Source organism: Lachnospiraceae bacterium (assembly GCA_025758065.1).
Classification (GTDB): Bacteria; Bacillota; Clostridia; order Lachnospirales; family Lachnospiraceae; genus Enterocloster.
This window is the reverse complement of the sequence record CP107199.1, coordinates 1,106,768-1,126,286: the sequence shown is the minus strand read 5'-3', so window position 1 is coordinate 1,126,286 and position 19,519 is coordinate 1,106,768. Positions and strand designations below refer to the sequence as shown.

The following is a 19,519-nucleotide window of genomic DNA, read 5'->3' as shown; positions in this document are numbered from 1 at the left end:
GGAAATTTTTCCCCAACTCCTTTGCTATGATCTGGTAACAGAGATAGCAAAGGAGGAATTGCTTATGAATACACTGTTTACCAGCCGTTTAAATGGAGTTTTTATTTTAAACACATTATTGGAGCTGCATACGCCGGTTACAGTGTCTGAACTGACCGGGATCATTAACCGCAGGTATGATCATGTAACGGCCCCGCAGAAAATGGTTTCCCCAGATACGGTAAAGCGTTTTCTCAATGATTTTTACCAGACCACTTCCGGAACTGATTACTGCAGCATCCGGCTTTTCTGCTTTAAGAAAAACCGTTACGGCAGTCTGGTTCCGGATCATGATCTGGAAAATGTGACTTTATCTACGTATGTAGCTGCCTGTCTGGAGCTTACACCTGCTATGAATGTTCGTGGAAGATTAAAAACCGATCCTGTTATGCACCTTCACACGGCCTGAGATCTGTTTGTTTTCTTCCCTTGCCCGCCGGATCGCGCCTTCAATGTCGCTGATCCGGCATTGTTTTATGGCTTTTTCGCTAAGGGTATTTTTTTGTTCACCGTTTTCGCTGCCCATGAGCCGTTTTGCCATCTGGACAGAGACTTTTTCAAATAATGCTCTGGCCTCACGGCCATTTCCGAAGTTTTCATCATTTACCCGGTCTGCAAAATAGGCAGTAACCGGTTCTTTCCAGCCTTCTGGCAGTTCATAGCCACTCATTTCCACATGCTTTTTAAAGATTTCAGCCATTTCCGGGGCTGTATAGGACGGAAAATAGAAGGTGGAGTTAATACGGCTTTTGATACCGGGGTTGGCATCAATAAATTCCTTCATTTTATTATTTTTTTCGTCTACATCTGTTCCGCCGTATCCGGCAAAGATTACCAGTTTATCTTCTGCATGTTCTTCCAGTTTTTATCGCTGTCTGACTCAAAGGTGTCAAATCCGCCAAATCCGCCAAAAGAGTTAATGGAATCAAAGTTATTTTCTTCGTGAAGGATGAGGATGTAGACCTGTTCATTGCTGCTGAAGTTATTTAAGGTTTCAATGATCCGTTGCCACATGAAAAAGCCGGAGTCATTCATGGTGATGCACACCGGTTTGTCCTCATTTTCTGTCCAGTAAGGAACAAAGGTGTCGTTTGTTTTCTGACTGGCCATGAAGGAGCTGCCAAAAGCAGAGAAACTGTCTTCATGCCAGTTATAATAGTCGTCGGCTTCATTATATGGAATAATGGGGAGGCATTGCCAGCTCTCTGACCACTGGATGCCAGGCTCTGTGGGGGTGGCGCCAAAAGGTTCTGTTTTTTCATTCCCATCAGACATCCCGTCTTCCCATTCTCCACGCTGATTGATTTCGTTGTAGATACCTGCTAAAAGGCTGATAGCCAGATATCCTTCTTCCAGTTTGGAAGCGTGTACCAGGATATATTGTGGTTCCCGGGGATTATTTATAAATTTCTGGATCTCTTTAAACTGCTCTCCGCCGTCTTTTAAGATCTGTGCAAATCTGTTCTTTATGGCCGCTATGATAAAAGGTTAAAGCTGGCGCCCACCAGTGATGCCCCCCGGGCCATCGATCCTTATGCAGTTATGTCAAGTAATGGTTATTATTATCTTATAGCAGGCAATCCTAAATACCCGGACGGGCTGACAAATTTCCGCATTGACCGCATTTTGCAGATACAGATGCTGGATGAACCCAGAAAGCCGCTGCCGGACCAGCTCCTTCCTTATTTCCGGGATGCAGCTCATGAGGTTTTTCAGGCCAGTGAGTACCGAAATGACCATCCGGTAATGTATTCAGATGAAACAGTGCGGATCCATTTAAGCTGTAACCCGGCGATCATCAACAATCTGATCGATGATTTTGGATGGAGCATCCAGTCCCGTGATATAAAAGATCCGGATCATCCTGACTGGGTCCATGTGACAGCCAAGGTGAGTCTGATGGGTGCTGCTATTTTCTGTACTCATCACTGTAAAGACTGCAAAGTAATAGGGCCGGACAAACTGAGGGAAAAAGTGATCGAAAACCTGAAAGCAGGACTGGCGCTTTATGAATAAAAGCTGATATTCTCCCATATATTTAATTGATACATATGCTGCTGTTGGGATCAAAATATGTGCCGGTTAAATATTATGGGGGTGATCTTATGGAAGAGAAAATATCGTCCGGGCGGCTTCACCGTCTGGTCCTTTCGGACAGGCATGCAGGCTCTGTGACAGGAGTCAATGATGTAGTGTCTTTTGATGAAAATGAGATCGTACTGGACACTGAAATGGGTCTTCTGACCATAAGGGGAAAGGAGCTTCATGTAAAGAGGCTTACGCTGGAAAAGGGGGAGCTGGATCTGGAAGGCCAGATAGACAGTTTAAATTACAGCTCTAATGCAGCACTTAAACATTCCGGGGAATCTTTCTTATCCCGGCTTTTAAAATAAGAGCAGGGCCGGAGGTATTTGTTGTATGAGTATGCAGATCCGTTATGAAGCGTGGCTGCTTTTATTAAGCCTGCTGGTAGGTGGTTGGCTAATGCTGGTGTACGACCTTTTCCGGGTACTGAGGCTTATGATAAAACACAGTTCTTTTGTAAGGGGAATTGAGGATTTTCTGTTTTGGATCTTTGCAGGGGTTGTCACTTTTATGCTGCTGTATGAGCAAAATGACGGTGGATTGCGTCTATATGCTATTGTGGGTGTCCTTGTGGGGATGTCGCTTTATGACAGAATCGTCAGCCGTTTTCTGTTTGCGGTCTTGAAAAAGGCCGGTAAATGGTTTAAAATAAAAAAATGAATAAAAAGATGGTGACGAACAAAATGAGCTCTTACGGAAGATCAAAGCGTGTAAAGCGCGAAAAATGGGCAAACAGAATGGCCGTACTTGGCGTTACAATGGTAGTTATCTGTCTTGCAGCTGCAGTAAACGCAAAGGGCTCAACCTTGAAGAAGTCGGACCTGGATTATCAGCAGAAGGAACAGCAGCTGGAGGCACAGCTGCGTGATGAAGAAGAACGGACGAAAAAGCTGGAAGAATACAAGGTTTATGTAAAGACCAAGCAGTTTGCAGAGGAAGTTGCAAAGGAAAAACTGGGACTGGTAAATCCAGATGAGATTCTTTTAAAGCCTAATAAATAAAACAAAGGCAAACTGTAAAAAGGTGTCAGGTCAATTGCAGAATATGTCGAAACATTTTCTGGGAAAAACATGAAAATATGACAGATATTTCCCTCCTAGGTGCGTATACTGGATGATGCGCAGATTAGGAGGGATTTTTTGTGTTGTCAGGCAGAAATGAAAATGGGATCAATTATTATACAGCCAGAAAGTTAAAAGATATGTCACAGTCACTGGAACAGCTGGCAAAAGCCTTTGATGATGGGGCAGGGGAAACGGGCAGTCTTACAAAGGATGACGGGCTGGCTGCCATGCAGACCTGCGCAACACTGGTCTGCGGCAGTTGCGGCGGGTGCAGTCTTTATGAGGACAGCGAAAAAGAGGACAGTTATTATCTGTATTATCTTTTGCGTATTTTTGAGCAGAACGGACATATCAGTGCTGAGGACATGCCGGAGCTTTTTAAGAAGGACTGCCGTAGAAAACGGGATTATTTAGAACAGTTAAATCGCAGCTTTGCCAGGGCTGCCATGAATCTTTCCTGGAAGAACCGTTTTTTAGAAAGCCGGGATGTGGTCATTTCACAGTTTAGGGAACTGGCAGTGATACTGGATGAGTTTTCCAGACAGATCGGCGGGGCTAAAAATATTACAGAAGAATATAAAGGGGCCATAAAAAAAGAATTTCGCAGATACCACATTTTAGCAGATAGCATGCTTTTACTGGAATATGACAACGGACGCCGGGAAATCTATCTTACAGCAAAGACCACCAATGGCCGCTGCGTTACTTCAAAAGATGCGGCAGAGCTGATGGGAGAGGTGTTCCCGGATACCGCCTGGCTTCCAGCTAAAGACAGCCGGAGCATTATTACCCGGAAGTTTGAAACTGTGCGTTTTGAGGAAAAAGGCGATTATTACCTGACCTGGGGTGCTGCGGGGGTTCCAAAACAGGGAGAACGGTATTCTGGGGATAATTACAGTTTCTGCGAAAGAGGCAGCAGTCAGGTGATGTTCAGCCTGTGTGATGGAATGGGATTTGGGGCAGAGGCCAGTCGGGAGAGCAGGCGGATCGTGGAATTGCTGGAGACTTTATTGGAAACCGGTTTTGCCCCCCGCTCGGCCTTTAAACTGGTAAATACAGTGCTTTTGCTGGCAGGTGGAGAACAACACCCGGCAGCCCTTGACGCAGGCTGTATCGATCTGTATACAGGGGCCCTGGAAATATTCAAACTGGGGGCACCTGGGGCTTTTGTAATGGGACAGGAAGGCATCCAGGTCTTAGAAGGGAGACAGGTTCCTGCAGGCGCATTAGAACAGGCAGAGCCGGTATTATTATCCCGGAAGCTTTGGGACGGGGACCGGCTGATCATGGTAACGGACGGAGTGTTAGATGCACTGCCGGGAGACGATAAGGAGCAGGTCATGGGGCAGTTTTTAGACAGTTTAGAGGAAATGCCCCCTCAGGATATGGCAGAGCATGTGCTGGATTTTGCGCTGTCTTTTGTGCCGGGAGCCAGAGATGATATGACAGTCCTGGCAGTCCAGGTATGGAAAAAGTAAGTTACAGTTCAGCCATGACATCTTCTTGTTTCCATATTCATGAAAACAAGAAGCTTGGTGGTTCCACCATATGCTGATTTGGATGAGAAAGTGCTTATGCAAGCAAGCTTGCAACACACTCCCTCATTCAAACCAGCGCATGGCTGAACTGTAACAAAAGTAAAGATCTAAAAGGAAATGCCCCTTGCTTATGGGGAGAGATACAGGTATATTAAAAGTGCGCGAAAGCAGCATAGCTGTGATAAAGGCAGATATGGTGCAGACAAATAGAAAAAGCGCAGGAGAAATAAGATCATCATGGAGAAGCTGAAACAGAAAGTAAGGCAGACCATAAAAGAACATCATATGCTGCAGCCGGGTGATCCTGTGATCATTGCGCTGTCCGGCGGGGCAGACTCTGTCTGCCTTTTAAGTCTGCTTGCAGATATGAGAGAGGAATTTGGATTAAAGCTTAGGTCTTTGCATGTACACCATGGTCTTCGCGGGGAAGAAGCGGACCGGGATGCAGCCTTTTCACAAAAAATCAGTGAAGCTTTTCATGTCCCCTGTCATATGATAAAAGCAGATGTAAAACAATATGCTTCTGAAAATGGGCTGTCAGAAGAAGAGGCCGGACGTCTGATCCGGTATCAGGCGCTGGAAGAAACTGGAAGAAACTGGGAAAAAGAAACAAAAAGACCGGTTAAAATAGCAGTGGCCCATCACAGCCGGGATCAGGCAGAGACTATTTTGCTGAATTTATTCCGTGGAAGCGGGCTTGGAGGTTTAAAAGGCATTCCTTATGTACGGGAAAACATTATAAGACCTCTTTTAGATGCAGAGAAGGAAGAGATACTGGCATATCTGGAAGAAAAGGAAATTTCCTGGGTCAATGATTCCAGCAATGATACGGATCATTATGCAAGAAACCGCATCCGCAGTCATATCCTTCCGGCTGTTAAAGAAGAGATAACCACCGGGGCGGAAGCGGGGATACGAAGGGCCGGATATCTGGCAGGAATGGCAGATGCCTATTTAAAAAAACAGGCAAAAGAATGGATCAGGGAACAGGTCACATTGGCAGATGATCACTGTATGATCCCGGAAGAACCATTTAAGCAGGCAGATCCGGTGATCCAGCTGTACAGCATCATGGAACTTTTAAAACAATATGCCGGATCGGCAAAGGATCTGAGCCTGGTCCACGGGGAACAGACGGCAGAACTGTTTGGGAAGCAGACGGGACGCAGGATCAGCCTTCCCTATGGCCTGCAGGCGGAAAAAGTATATGGCGGGGTAAAGATCGGGGTACATGAAAATGCCGGGAAAAATAAAGGATCAGATGACGCTGTAAAAGAAACGTTAAAAACTTCCCTTCCGGAGCCAGAATTTGAGGTTTTTTCTTATGAAAAAGCCATGGAATTTCCGCAAAAGATGTATACGAAATGGTTTGATTGTGATAAAATAAAGGGTACGCCCGTTGTCAGGACCAGACAGACCGGAGATTATATTATGCTGGATAAAGACCGCAAAAAAGCGCTTCGCCGCTTTATGATCGATGAAAAGATACCTGCAGATAAGCGGGAGCAGGTGGCACTGCTGGCAGACGGAGACCATATCATGTGGATCATAGGGTGGCGCATCAGCAATTATTATAAGATAGGGCCAGATACAAAACGAGTATTACAGGTTAAGATCAAAAACGGAGGATAAATCATGGCAGACAAAATTCGTGTGTTATTAACAGAAGAAGAAGTAGATAAGCGGATTAATGAGGTAGCAGAGTGCATTAATAAAGATTATGCTGGAAAGAGCATTCACCTGATCTGCATTTTAAAGGGAGGCGTATTTTTCACCTGTGAGCTGGCAAAGAGACTGAAAGTGCCGGTTTCTATGGATTTCATGTCCGTATCCAGCTATGGCTCAGGTACTGTATCCAGCGGAGTAGTACGTATCATTAAGGATCTTGATGAGCCGTTAGAGGGAAAAGATGTCCTGATCGTAGAAGATATTATTGACTCCGGACGTACTCTGGCATACCTGATCGAGGTATTAAAGCAGAGAGGACCGAAGGATATCCGTCTGTGTACCCTTCTTGACAAGCCGGAGCGCCGTGTGAAGAAGCAGGTGACTGTAGATTATACATGTTTTACTATCCCGGATGAGTTTGTAGTAGGTTATGGTCTGGATTATGACCAGAAATACCGCAACCTGCCATACATCGGCGTGGTAGAGCAGGAGCCTGAACAGTAAATTTAAGGAGGCAATTCGTTGAGACAGCAACAGACATTCAGAGGTTTTATGTTTATTATCCTGATGCTGTTCCTTCTGATGCTTGCATTGCGTTTTCCGTATGCAAGACAGGCAGAGGCGGTGACAGCCCAGGAATTTACCCAGGTTCTGGAAAGCGGAAGCGTGACAGATGCAGTGATCAGTCCAAATCCACAGACACCAAGCGGATATGTGACAGTTACACTGGCCAATGGTCAGTCCGTCCGCCAGAATGTATCTGACGTAAAAGATGCAGAGCAGCTTTTAAAGGACAATAACATTGATTATTCCATGGAGGAAGTACCTCAGGAGAATACACTTCTTACTGTGGTAATGCCTTTCATGCTTTCAATCGTAGTAGTTGTTGTGATCGTTACTATGATGAACCGTGGGGCAGCAGGAGGCGGTTCAAATGCCAGAATGATGAATTTTGGCAGAAGCCGTGCAAAGCTCAGCCGTGACAGTAAGGTGAATTTCACTAATGTAGCTGGTCTGGAAGAGGAAAAAGAAGAGCTGGAAGAAGTAGTGGATTTCTTAAAAAATCCTCAGAAATACACCAGCGTAGGTGCGCGTATCCCTAAGGGAATGCTTTTAGTAGGCCCGCCTGGAACCGGTAAAACCCTTCTTGCAAAGGCAGTAGCCGGGGAAGCAGGAGTTCCGTTTTTCTCCATTTCCGGTTCTGACTTCGTGGAAATGTTCGTAGGTGTGGGCGCTTCCCGTGTCCGCGATCTGTTTGAAGAAGCAAAGAAAAATGCCCCATGTATCATTTTCATTGACGAGATCGATGCAGTGGCCCGCCGCAGAGGTACCGGTATGGGCGGCGGACATGATGAAAGAGAGCAGACATTAAACCAGCTTCTGGTTGAGATGGATGGCTTCGGTGTCAATGAAGGCATCATCGTTATGGCTGCTACCAACCGTGTAGATATCCTTGATCCGGCAATCCTTCGTCCGGGACGTTTTGACCGCAAGGTGGCTGTAGGCCGTCCGGATGTAAAGGGAAGAGAAGAGATATTAAAGGTACATTCGAAAGAAAAGCCATTAAGTGAAGATGTAGACCTTCACAGAGTAGCACAGACAACTGCCGGTTTTACAGGCGCAGATCTGGAAAACCTGATGAACGAGGCTGCGATCATCTCTGCAAGAGATAACCGCCGTTTTATCCGTCAGGCAGATATTGACAAGGCGTTTGTAAAGGTTGGCATTGGTGCTGAGAAGAAGAGCCGTGTGATTTCTGAAAAAGACAAGAAGATCACCGCTTATCACGAAGCCGGTCATGCGATCCTGTTCCATGTGCTTCCTGATGTAGGACCTGTGCATACAGTTTCCATTATCCCTACAGGTGTTGGTGCAGCCGGTTATACCATGCCGCTACCGGAAAAGGATGAAATGTTCAATACAAAGGGCAAGATGCTTCAGAATATCATGGTGGATCTGGGAGGACGTATTGCAGAGGAGATCATTTTCAAGGATGTGACCACCGGAGCTTCCCAGGATATCAAGCAGGCAAGCAAGCTTGCAAGGGCCATGGTCACTCAGTATGGTATGTCTGACCGCGTGGGAATGATCCAGTATGGCAGTGATGAGGATGAAGTATTTATCGGCCGCGACCTGGCACACACCAAGTCTTATGGAAATGAGATCGCAGATGTGATCGATGAGGAAGTTAAGCGGATCGTAGATGAATGCTACAGCAAGGCGAAAAAAATCATTCTGGAACATGAGGATGTGCTCCACTCCTGTGCTGCTCTTCTTATTGAAAAAGAGAAGATCGGACAGGAAGAATTTGAAGGATTATTTAAAAATCATGAACCTGTCATGCATAATGACGGTGAGGTGTAAAACAGGATCAGAAAGTGTCTGTCAATTTTGACAGCAGAAAACAGTAAAAAAAATTCATATTTGTGCACACTTTTATGGGGGGTTATGCTATTATAATAGACGTAACCCCCCAATACATTATATAGTTTTTGCTACACCCCATAAGAAACGAAATACCTTCTCCTGAAAAGCCTGGCTACCCCGCCAGGCTTTTCCCATGTCTGGACACCTGGAAAAAACTGGGGTTTAGAAGGTTGTTGCAGTTAAGAACCGGTATACCGGCGTGTTGCATATTTAAGAAAATTGATTTACAATATTAATGATGAGTAAGAAGCCATTTTTTGAAGAAAAATGAGTGGATTACGAATGTTTTTCAAGAGTTTAGGAAATAAGAGGACAAACGTGTGATGAGTGATATCCAGATAAACAGGGAAGCCCTGTTTTCAGCAGAAACCCAGGATTATCGTATGCCTTCAGAGCCGGATGCCGGTGATATGGTTACAGTGCGGATGCGGACGGCAAAAAACGGTGCAGATCATGTTTATTATATAGAAAAGAAGAAAGCTGTTTTGATGAAAAAAGCTGCTTCTGACAGTCTGTTTGATTATTATGAACATAAGATAACAGTGAAAGAAGCGCAGATACTTTATCATTTTAAGATCGAAAATGATGGTGAAGTCTGTCATTACAACCGTCTGGGACCATCGGATCAGGACACAGACCAGTTTGATTTTAAGATCACACCCGGCTTTCATACCCCGGATTGGGCAAAGGGCGCAGTGATGTACCAGATTTTTGTGGACCGCTTCTGCAATGGTTATCCCACTAATGATGTACAGTCCTGTGAGTATGTTTATATTGGAAGACCAGTGTATCAGGTCAATGACTGGAGCAGAAATCCGTCTACTATGGATGTAGGCTGCTTTTACGGCGGTGATCTTCAGGGTGTGTGGGACAAGCTGGACTATATTCAGAGCCTTGGAGTAGAGGTCATCTACCTGAATCCAGTATTTGTATCCCCCTCAAACCATAAATATGACTGCCAGGACTACGAACATATTGATCCTCACTTTGGAAAGATCGTAAAAGACGGCGGTTCTCTGGTGGATCAGAATGCAGAGGATAATAAAAAGGCAGAGCGTTATGTAGTCCGTTCTGCTGACAGAGAGAATCTTAAGGCCAGTGATGCCTTTTTTGCAGAATTTGTAAAAGAGATCCATAACCGCGGCATGAAGGTGATCTTGGACGGTGTGTTTAATCACTGCGGATCCTTTAATAAATGGCTGGATGCAGAGCAGATCTATGAACGTTCCGGGGACTATGAGCCGGGGGCTTATATTTCAAAGGACAGCCCATATCACAGCTTTTTCCGCTTCAATGACAACAGTGACAAGGCATGGCCTTATAATAAGACTTATGATGGATGGTGGGGGCATGATACACTGCCGAAGCTGAATTATGAAGGCTCTGATAAGTTAGTAGAATACATTTTAAATGTGGCCAGAAAATGGGTTTCCCCACCTTACAGTGCAGACGGCTGGCGCTTAGATGTAGCTGCGGATCTGGGGCATACAGCGGAATATAACCATGCTTTCTGGAAGAGCTTCAGAAAGGCTGTAAAAGAGGCAAATCCACAGGCACTGATCCTTGCAGAACACTACGGCGATCCTTCCGGCTGGCTTCAGGGAGATGAATGGGATTCTATTATGAATTATGATGCCTTTATGGAGCCGGTCACATGGTTTCTTACAGGTATGGAAAAGCACAGTGACAGCTATAACGGCGGACTTTACGGAAATGGCCAGTCTTTCTTTGATGCCATGGCTTATCATATGAGCCGGATGCAGACGAATACTGTATTTACAGCCATGAACCAGCTGTCAAACCATGATCATTCCCGCTTTCTTACCAGGACAAACCAGGTAGTAGGCCGCATTGGCAATATGGGGCCGGAGCGGGCTTCTGAAAACGTAAAGAAATGTGTTATGAGAGAAGCGGTCATGATCCAGATGACCTGGCCGGGTGCACCTACGCTGTATTACGGTGATGAAGCTGGTGTATGCGGCTGGACAGATCCTGACAGCCGGCGAACCTATCCATGGGGCAGAGAAGACCTGGAATTAATGGAATTCCACCGCTATATGGCCGGTATACACAAACGCCTTCCTGCACTGCGAAAAGGGGCTGTAAAGCCATTGTTTGCAGCGAACCAGCAGATCGCCTATGGACGTATGTGGGGAAAGTACCAGACAGTGACTATTATTTCCAATCTGCCTCAGCCGACCACTATGGAAATTCCAGTATGGCAGTTAGGAGTGACCGATGAGGACATCTTAGGACGGCCGATCCTCACAACAGAAGAGGGATACAACGCGGGAATCTTATTCTACTATGTAAAAGATGGCATTTTGAAAGTGAGAATGCCTGCTTACAGCGGTGCTGTATTTACTTCTCATCCGGAAGATTTCTATCCAGTGTTAAGATCCAGATTTGTGGAGGACGGGGAAGAAGCGAAAGAAAAAGAACGGCCGGAGGCAGTTGGACGGGAATAGACAGTTAAAAGAAAAGATATAAAATATAAAAACAGCCGGGATCAGACCGGCTGCGGATATCAGAAATATTTTTGAGCAGACTTTTTTTGTGGTCTGCTCATTTTTTTGATGGCATGTGTCTGGAAGAAGCTGACGTTGGCAGGCTCTGTAAACAGAAAATATTATTTATGTAAAAAAAGAACAGAACCACAAAGGCTCTGTTCTAAAAGCTGCCGTAGACCGGAATCGAACCGGTACGGGTATCACTACCCACGGGATTTTAAGTCCCGGGCGTCTGCCAGTTCCGCCACTACGGCATATTCTTTTTCATACATACCTATCGCTGAAATCAGAATGCATACGTGCAGGCACTGTCACCCTTAGCAGGTATGTAAATGGGCGAAGGTGGATTCGAACCACCGAAGGCAGTGCCAGCAGATTTACAGTCTGTCCCCTTTGGCCACTCGGGAATTCGCCCATGGCTTTTACAAGCAGTAATGATAATACCATAAGAAAAGGGAAAAATCAATAGTTTTATGAGGAAAAAATTTCAAAATTTTTTTAAGAAAGTTACAGAAAATAATATTCCCAAAAATTGGAGATGTGCTACAATAAAAAAATCAAAAATAAACGGATCCCTACCATTCATATTTTATCGGAAAGAGGCATATTATGTACATGAAACAGATAGACCAGGGGGAGCAAAAATGTACATTATATATTCAGACATTGGGGACGATGCGGCTGACTTCAGGGGATGAGATAATTTCGCTGCATACATCTATAACAGGGAAAGCCTGCCAGCTGTTTCTTCTTTTAGCTTATGCAGGAACAAAAGGCATTACAAGAACAGCGCTGCAGGATGCGCTGTATGACAGGAAGACAACAGATGCAGCCAATGCACTGCGTATTAATGCCAGCAGGCTGAGAAAGCTTCTGATGCAGTCAGCACTTCCGGAGCATACATATGTGATGGTGGATAAAAATATTTACTATCTCACAGAACCTGAAGGCATGGGGGATTTTCAGATGGATGCGGTTCTTTTAGAGCAGCTGTGGGAACAGAGCCGGGGCGAAACGGATGTATCAGTCCGGAGAGGATTATTGGAAAAAGCGTGCAGCCTTTATGGAGGGGAGTTTTTAGCCCCGCTTTCCGGTGAAGTATGGGTGGAGAATTTAAGAGGCCATTTCCAGGAGATCTATTTTAAATGTGTACAGGCATTGTGCCAGATCTTAAAGCAGCAGGAAGATTATAAAAGCCTGGTCCAGGTAACGAAGGATGCTATGCGTTTATATCCTACAGAAGAATGGACAAAGCTGAAAATGGATGGCTTTATGGGAATGCAGAAGTATAAAGAAGCAGTAGAAGCCTATAAAGATGGGGTAAAAGCCATTTTTGCGGAGCAGGGAATGGCGGTTTCGGAGCAGATGTGGGAACGGTTTAAGTCCTTACGCCAGTATATGGAGAAGCAGCCGAAAAATCTGGAAAACATAAAAGAGTGGTTATGTGAAAAGGAATGGATCCCTGGGGCATATTGCTGCAGTTATCCAGGTTTTATTGATTGTTACCGTATGGAAGTAAGGGCAGCAGAACGAAGAAGACACCAGGGGATATTGATGGTATGTACCATAAGAGACCGTCAGGGAATTGCTGTGGCAGAAGAGGAAAAACAGCAGGAGTATATGGACAAGCTGGATCAGTGTGTATGTACGTCGTTACGGAGAAGTGATATTTATACCAGATACAACCGGGAACAGATATTGATCCTGGTAAATGACCTGAAACCAGAAAAGGCAGTTTCCGTAGAAAACAGGATCATTGCAGCATTTCGCAAGGCATGCGGGGGAAAAGCAGAGGTGCAGACGGAAAGTATCCCATTAAAAGAATGGCTGGATCTGCCAGAGGAGCTGTTAAAAGCGAAAGAAAGAAGGAAAAAGACAGAGCGGGGAAGCCGTGCCAAAGGAGACAGTCAGTTATAAGTTATAAAAAATGGTTACATTACGGTTACAAATATAAAAAATGGTTACATTACGGTTACAAATATAAAAAATGTTGAAATTATTAAATTTTTCAGTATTTGTGAAATGGTTTATGAAATGCCTGCTGTTGTATGATTAGTTCATCAGAAAAAATCATATATAACAGTGAAGATCATGAGCAGTTATCATGTTGTATTTACTGGTACAGTTATTTACGAAACGATGTACTATAGGGAGATAGATGAGGAGGAAAAGTGTATGGTAAAAAGGAATGAATTTAAAAAGCGTTCACGTTATCTTGCTATGCTGACAGCATTATCACTGGCATTTTCCAATATTGGTTCCTGTGTAAATATGGTATATGCAGCAGAGGCAGAGTCCCAGGAAAACGGAAGTGAGGAAGGACAGGAAGCTGGCGGTGAGGAAGAAAACGGCGGTTCTGGGGAAGCAGACGCAGGAGAAGATTCCGGCAATGATCCTGAAGAGGGCGGATCCGAAGAAGAAAATGGAGACGGGAACGACTCTGAAGGCGAAAATGGCGGAGAAGAAAATTCCGGAGAGGAAAATTCTGGAAATGAAAATTCCGGCGAAAAGGGAGAAAGCTCTGATCAGGGAGAGAATCAGGGAGAGTCTGAAAAGGGAGAAAACGCTGGTGAAGACAGCAGCGAAAACAGTTCTGGGGAAAATAAATCTGAAGAAAATAAAGATGAAAACGGATCCGGGAATGAAGGCAGAGAACAGTCTGGTACTGAAGAAGCAAATGGTCCTGAAGGCGGCAAGAGTACAGTAAAAGAGAACTCTGAGGCGAAGAAGGGTACATACAAGCTGACTTATTCCGTTGACCCGGATGAAGGAGCAAAAGTAGAAGGCCCATCATCTGTGACAGCCGGCAAAAATGCTGTGTTTACTGTAGAAGCGCAGGAAGGCTATGTGATCAAAAATATTTCCTGTGAAAGTGCTGAGATTTCTGCAGTAGAAGATATAGATACAGCATCTGCTTCCAATGCACAGAAGAAAAATGCAGGAAAGAATGATGGTGAGAAGTTCCAGACTTACCAGATCGAAAACGTAGAAGCTGATGCAGAGATCATTGTTGAAATGGATAATGAAGACCTGTCTGTATATGAAGCAGAAGACAGTACTGAAATCAATGGTGTCACTGTTACTGCAAAATGGAATACCAGGGAAAGCGGTATTTCCGCCGATGCGAAGCTTCATGTAGAAGAAGTAACAGAGCAGTCTAAAGATAAAGTGGTAGAAGACATCGAAGCCGGTAAGGTAGCACAGTTAGATCCACAGGAAAACCAGATCCAGGATGTAGTGGTCTATGACATCACTCTGGCAGATGCGGATACTGTATACAGCGCATGGGCAGATGGAACAGTTCTTGTAACCTTTACAGGAACTGAGATCGAAGAAAAGATCGCCCAGGCAGATAAGGTTTCCGTTCTTCATGTAGATGATACAGAAGACAAACTCACCCAGGTAGCAGCAGAAGATGTAGCCGGTGAGACCGGTTCAGAGGTTTCCTTTGAGGCAGAGCATTTTTCAGAGTATGCTGTGGCATTTACAAAGAAAGTGGTGAAGGCAGCAGATGCTGTGGTCAGCCCGGATATGAACTCTGCGGATATTCAAAATGTTATTAATGATGTTAAAAATTCTGTTATTGTATTCAGCAAGGGCGAATATAAGGATATGGCATTAACCATTCCTGAAGGCAGAGATATTACAATCGTTCCAGAAGAAGAGGTGAAATTTACATATACTGCAGCTAAAAATGCATTTGAAGTAAAGAAGGGAAGTTCCCTTACCATTGGTAATGGAGCAGAGGCTACTCTGGAAATTGATGGGGCTTCTAATGGTATTTATGCATATAATATTGACGGTGATGCCAATATTACAATTACTGGAAATACAAGATTCTATGTTCACGATAATGTTATGGTAGATGGACCATTAACAGGAAATGGTATTTCCTTAAATGGTAAAGGTGATTATTATTTAATTGCAGAGAAAGGTTCTTCTGTTGAACTGGTGAGAAATAAAGCGGGAATTTATACATATGGAGCAGAACCCGGAACGCAGAGCAGCCCGATTGGTGTATTAAAAGCAACCTTTACTGAGTGTACATTACTTGATCTCTCTGATAATACTGCAAGTGGTATTCATCAGGGTGATGGACAGTATATGAACGCAGAGATCATTGTTGATGGCTGCCAGGAAGTAAAGATGAATAAGAATGGCATAGATGCTGTCTGCGTGAATGCTGGTGCAAATCTGTCTCTGATCCGGATTAAAGATTGTCCTTCCGTTGAGATGAATGAAAATGGTTCCTGGGGAACCAATGGCGGTGATATTGAAATATTAAACTCTTTGGTAGATATCAGCCGCAATTCTGATAATCCATGGGCCAGAGTTAGTTATACTTCTTCTAATTTGTATGCTGAAAGCTTGAAAGTAGAAAAGTCTACGGTCACAGCCAATAACTGTGGTGCCAACTGTGGAATCTGGGTAGAATCTTCAGCCAATATTGAAAATTCTACCATTTATGCAAATGATAATGGTTTGAAATGCTACGGAAATTATAATCGTTCAGATAAGCCATATTATTGCGGTGATTATCCGTGGAATACAGGAAACGGAATTGCACTGTGCGGTTCAGAGACCAGGATCGTGGGTTCTGCCATTTACGCTCAGGGAAATGGCGGAAGTGGTATTGCTTTTGCATCTACGGAAGACAAGGGAAATGTTCAGGTTATTTCTTCTGAACTGTATGCAGATAAAAATGGTGTTTCTGAAAATATTGGAGCATCCGGAGAAAGAGTAAATAATGTAAATGTAAATAAACATGATGCCATTCATTTTTCAGGAATTGCAGTTATCAGAGGAACAGTAGAGGTAAGTGATTCTATTATCTCTGCAACAGAAAACGCAAAATATGGAATTTCCTATCATGACCTGTATAATGCAGAATTAACACTGGATGGAAAAACGGTAGCGAAAGTTCAAACAAACAGTGATATCCTTAAGGGTGAAGTAAGAACTGCTGACTATACAAGTGGTAAGCAGGATACAGTTATAATAAATGGTTCTCTTCAGGGTGACCGTGATAATATGACTGGCGAATATACTCTGAATGATTTAAAAGCTGAAAATGAAATTTATACAGCTCCTGTTAATATTTACGGAACCAAGCTTACAAGATTTAACTTACATGGTTCCAAAAATCTGGAAGTTGGGGATTCCATGACTCAGGAATTCACATATCTGGATCCTAATGTAAATGAGACTGTGGACTATTCCTTCCGCTACAACACAGCAGCAGAAGACTTAAACGGCACTGGCGGCAATGCATATGTATGGGCCCCTGTATCTGTTCTTCATTATGACGCAACAGAAGGCAAGATCAATGCTTTCGGTACTGCTGTACAGGGAAATGTGGCATTAGTCAATGCCCGTGGTGATGGCAGTGCAGTAGGAAATACAGGAAATCCGGAAGAAACTTCCGACCGCTATGCAGCAGACTACACCATTTTCGGAAACAGCATGAACTTAACTGAAGGCGAACTTCCGGTGGCTGTAAGAGACGGATACAAATTTGCAGGCTGGTATGTAGCTGATGACGAAGGTGCAGCAGTAGATTATGCAAGAAGCGGCAACTGGGCAGAATTAAATAAGCTGTTAAACATACGTTTTACAGCTGATTCTAAGGTATCTGAGGATATTAATGATGTATCTAAAGGACAGGAAGAAAAGACCATCTACGCAAAATGGGTACTTCCAAGCCAGTATAATATCGTGATCAATTACATTAATGAGCGAACAGGTGCAAGCATTACTGCTTCCTACAACTCACGACAAACGCATGAATGATTATCCCCTGTCAATTCTTTTTTTACTATATTTCATTTTTTTAAGCTTCTAAAAGTTCTTCCAGATATTGAATCGGGTGCAAACTAACTACAAACCTTTTCTTTCTCATCGACAGCTTATGCCTTGTCATCTGTGCCGGTTTCAAAATACTCAGGCTCCATTTCCTTATGATATTCAAATTTTGTGCTGCCAGCTTATCTATTGTTGTGTTCGCATCTTCCCGGAATGTTACATCCAGATACCAGTGCATGCTTTCTATACTCCAGTGTCCTCTAACTGCACGGCTGACCTGTTCGATATCTGCCCTCAAACTGCTAATGAAATAACGATACTCTATGGCTGTATTGCCTTCCTTCTTCAGGGTTTTCTTTTCCATTATGATGCTGGACAGTCCTTTCCACTTCTTTTTTTGACTTAACCACTTTATATCCTCTGTCTGATAATACTCCCTTATCTCGATCTGACCATGTGCTTTTTCCTGGTTTTTTTTGTAATTACCTCTTTCACGGATCTCTTTTTGGAACTCTTCGTCTGAAAAGTATTCTTGTACATCTTCATACAGACTGTTTTGATTTCTCTTCAATGCCAGCACATAGTCTGCCCGTTTTTTCTTTATTTTCTCCGCTATTGCAGTCTGCGTTCCCATTGCATCGATTGTTACGATCTGGCCTTTTATCTGGATCTTGTCCAGCAATTCCGGGATCGCTACGATCTCATTGCTTTTTTCTTCAACTGCTTTTTGACCAAGGCAAAAACCATCCTCCTTACTCCATGCTGATACAATGTGGGCCGCCTTCCCATCTCCTCTTTTATTGGAACGCATGGTTTTTCCATCGATACAGATGATCTTCTTCAGCAGTTCCCCATCGTCCTGATTTAAACGATCCTGCCATTTTCCATAGAGCTGCTGCAGGATTTCTGGTGATATCATTCCCATTACGCGTCTTATTGTATCATGAGATGGTATTCCGTTTTTTAACTCTATATATTTGCGAAGATAATCCTGATAATTTTCTGCAAATAATGCCATTTCTACCCAGTCATCTGCATTTGCTAATGTTGCAAACAACACAATAACAAGAATGTCCTTTAATGTATGACGAACTTTCCTTTGCTGACGATCATCTTTTATGTATTCCAGCCAATCTAATAATTCCTGCATGTATCAACGCCCCTTTTCTTTTAATTTTATCAGAAAAGGAGCGTGTTCACAATTTATTTACTCATGCGTTTGTCGTGCCTACAACTCTGATTACATGGAGGAAGGCAGCAGCTATGATGTAAATGCCCTGCTTAACAAAGCGATTGACGGATATACCTGGATCCGTTACGAAGGCGGACAGTCGGCAGGCAGTTTAAATGGTGATCTGGTATTCAATGTATATTATAACAGCAATTCTACTTCTAACAGAGGCGGCGGCTCTGGTGGTGGAAGCAGCAGCGGAGGCCATGGTTCTATTGTCACAAGCAATGGAGGTCCTGGAGTGACCATTCAGGAGGAAACAGTTCCGTTAGCTGAACTTCCAACAGAAGCTCTTCCACAGGAACCGGTTTCTATCCCGGAAGATGAAGTTCCGTTAGCAGCTCTTCCAAAGACCGGACAGAGTGCTGGAAAAGAGATCGTGCTGTTTGTATCTGCTATTGCGTTAGGCGCAGCAGGTTTCTTTGGAAAGAAAACAAAAGAAGATTAAGAAAAAAGATTTTAAAAATTAACAGGATCCCGGCTTTTGGAGAAAAATCCCACAGCCGGGATTTTTTTGCTTAAAAAAATAACCACCCTATTGCCATGCAGCAACAGAAGTAATATTGGATCTGATGATCATCGGCTTCAACATGAGAGGATTATACATGTATCGCCGATAAATGTGGGAGGGGAGCTATTTATAAATATACAGTGCTAAAAGCGGAATCCCCGTGAGAATCAGGGATAGATTGAATTTCAGGATAAAAGATCGTATAATATCTTCATATAGTAAATTTTGCACTTACGGAGGAATTATTTATGGGAAAAAGAAAAACAAAGGCTATTGCAGCAGTGATGATGACAGCAGCACTTATGGGAGCTATGAGTGTTACTGCGTTTGCTTCTGGCTGGCAGCAGAATGATAAGGGCCGGTGGTATGGTACAAATGAAGATAACAGTCAGTGGTATTCAAATGGCTGGCAGTGGATCAATGATGGGGAAAACATTGCTCATTGCTACTATTTTGACGCAGATGGTTATATTTTAGTGAATACCACTACTCCGGACGGCTACTATGTTAATGAAAAAGGCAGATGGACTACGGATCTGAATCTGGTTCCTGGCGGCGTGGTCCAGGTTAAATATATTGATCCATGGGGAAATATGTTTGATATCCAGCAGTGGTAAAGAAAAAGGGATACAGAGAGAAAAACG

Annotated in this window: 17 protein-coding genes and 2 tRNA genes; 14 read left to right on the top strand and 5 right to left on the bottom strand. The window is 43.8% G+C overall.

Annotated features, from left to right (window positions below; all coding sequences use genetic code 11):
* Positions 1–64: 64 nt before the first annotated feature.
* Positions 65–448: a hypothetical protein gene (locus OGM16_05250; protein UYJ47673.1), complete on the top strand. Its 384-nt coding sequence runs from the start codon at positions 65–67 to the stop codon at positions 446–448.
* Here OGM16_05250 and OGM16_05245 read toward each other — a convergent pair.
* Positions 410–823: a hypothetical protein gene (locus OGM16_05245; GenBank protein UYJ47672.1), complete on the bottom strand. Its 414-nt coding sequence runs from the start codon at positions 821–823 to the stop codon at positions 410–412. The two genes, OGM16_05250 and OGM16_05245, sit on opposite strands and share 39 nt — an antisense overlap.
* Before the next feature lie 47 nt (positions 824–870).
* On the bottom strand, positions 871–1,314 hold the full coding sequence (locus OGM16_05240; GenBank protein UYJ47671.1) for a hypothetical protein: 444 nt from the start codon (positions 1,312–1,314) through the stop codon (positions 871–873).
* A 267-nt stretch (positions 1,315–1,581) separates the two neighbouring features.
* Between OGM16_05240 and OGM16_05235 the strand changes: the two genes are divergently transcribed.
* The 9 genes from OGM16_05235 (at position 1,582) to OGM16_05195 (ending at position 11,289) form a co-directional block, all read left to right on the top strand.
* A complete protein-coding gene (locus OGM16_05235) occupies positions 1,582–2,055 on the top strand; it encodes a WYL domain-containing protein (protein UYJ47670.1) in 474 nt (157 codons plus the stop codon).
* Positions 2,056–2,144: 89 nt separating this feature from the next.
* Entirely contained in the window at positions 2,145–2,432 is a 288-nt protein-coding gene (gene yabP, locus OGM16_05230; protein ID UYJ47669.1) for a sporulation protein YabP, read from the top strand.
* Between the two features lie 25 nt (positions 2,433–2,457).
* Positions 2,458–2,784, top strand: a complete 327-nt coding sequence (locus OGM16_05225; GenBank protein ID UYJ47668.1) for a spore cortex biosynthesis protein YabQ — start codon at positions 2,458–2,460, stop codon at positions 2,782–2,784.
* Positions 2,785–2,807: 23 nt separating this feature from the next.
* Complete coding sequence (locus OGM16_05220; GenBank protein UYJ47667.1) at positions 2,808–3,125, top strand: septum formation initiator family protein; 318 nt, start codon at positions 2,808–2,810, stop codon at positions 3,123–3,125.
* Positions 3,126–3,325: 200 nt separating this feature from the next.
* On the top strand, positions 3,326–4,666 hold the full coding sequence (locus OGM16_05215) for a SpoIIE family protein phosphatase (protein ID UYJ48397.1): 1,341 nt from the start codon (positions 3,326–3,328) through the stop codon (positions 4,664–4,666).
* A 297-nt stretch (positions 4,667–4,963) separates the two neighbouring features.
* Positions 4,964–6,358 (top strand): tRNA lysidine(34) synthetase TilS, encoded by a 1,395-nt coding sequence (gene tilS / locus OGM16_05210; protein ID UYJ47666.1) that lies wholly within the window; start codon positions 4,964–4,966, stop codon positions 6,356–6,358.
* A gap of 3 nt (positions 6,359–6,361) precedes the next feature.
* Positions 6,362–6,898 (top strand): hypoxanthine phosphoribosyltransferase, encoded by a 537-nt coding sequence (hpt, locus tag OGM16_05205; protein ID UYJ47665.1) that lies wholly within the window; start codon positions 6,362–6,364, stop codon positions 6,896–6,898.
* Between the two features lie 18 nt (positions 6,899–6,916).
* The gene (ftsH, locus tag OGM16_05200; protein UYJ47664.1) at positions 6,917–8,758 is read left to right on the top strand and encodes an ATP-dependent zinc metalloprotease FtsH; all 1,842 of its coding nucleotides are present in this window, start codon (positions 6,917–6,919) and stop codon (positions 8,756–8,758) included.
* 386 nt (positions 8,759–9,144) lie between these two features.
* Positions 9,145–11,289: a glycoside hydrolase family 13 protein gene (locus OGM16_05195; protein ID UYJ48396.1), complete on the top strand. Its 2,145-nt coding sequence runs from the start codon at positions 9,145–9,147 to the stop codon at positions 11,287–11,289.
* Positions 11,290–11,499: 210 nt separating this feature from the next.
* Here OGM16_05195 and OGM16_05190 read toward each other — a convergent pair.
* Positions 11,500–11,585 (bottom strand) — tRNA-Leu (locus OGM16_05190).
* Positions 11,586–11,664: 79 nt separating this feature from the next.
* A tRNA-Tyr gene (locus tag OGM16_05185) sits at positions 11,665–11,746 on the bottom strand.
* A 194-nt stretch (positions 11,747–11,940) separates the two neighbouring features.
* Between OGM16_05185 and OGM16_05180 the strand changes: the two genes are divergently transcribed.
* On the top strand, positions 11,941–13,248 hold the full coding sequence (locus OGM16_05180; GenBank protein UYJ47663.1) for a hypothetical protein: 1,308 nt from the start codon (positions 11,941–11,943) through the stop codon (positions 13,246–13,248).
* 258 nt (positions 13,249–13,506) lie between these two features.
* Positions 13,507–17,121: a hypothetical protein gene (locus tag OGM16_05175; GenBank protein ID UYJ47662.1), complete on the top strand. Its 3,615-nt coding sequence runs from the start codon at positions 13,507–13,509 to the stop codon at positions 17,119–17,121.
* Positions 17,122–17,161: 40 nt separating this feature from the next.
* Here OGM16_05175 and OGM16_05170 read toward each other — a convergent pair whose 3' ends face one another.
* Positions 17,162–18,283, bottom strand: a complete 1,122-nt coding sequence (locus tag OGM16_05170) for an ISAs1 family transposase (GenBank protein UYJ47661.1) — start codon at positions 18,281–18,283, stop codon at positions 17,162–17,164.
* A 94-nt stretch (positions 18,284–18,377) separates the two neighbouring features.
* Here OGM16_05170 and OGM16_05165 point away from each other — a divergent pair, with 94 nt between their 5' ends.
* Together OGM16_05165 and OGM16_05160 are read left to right on the top strand one after the other, a co-directional pair.
* On the top strand, positions 18,378–18,812 hold the full coding sequence (locus tag OGM16_05165) for a doubled motif LPXTG anchor domain-containing protein (GenBank protein ID UYJ47660.1): 435 nt from the start codon (positions 18,378–18,380) through the stop codon (positions 18,810–18,812).
* A gap of 311 nt (positions 18,813–19,123) precedes the next feature.
* A complete protein-coding gene (locus OGM16_05160) occupies positions 19,124–19,492 on the top strand; it encodes a hypothetical protein (GenBank protein ID UYJ47659.1) in 369 nt (122 codons plus the stop codon).
* Positions 19,493–19,519: the final 27 nt, after the last annotated feature.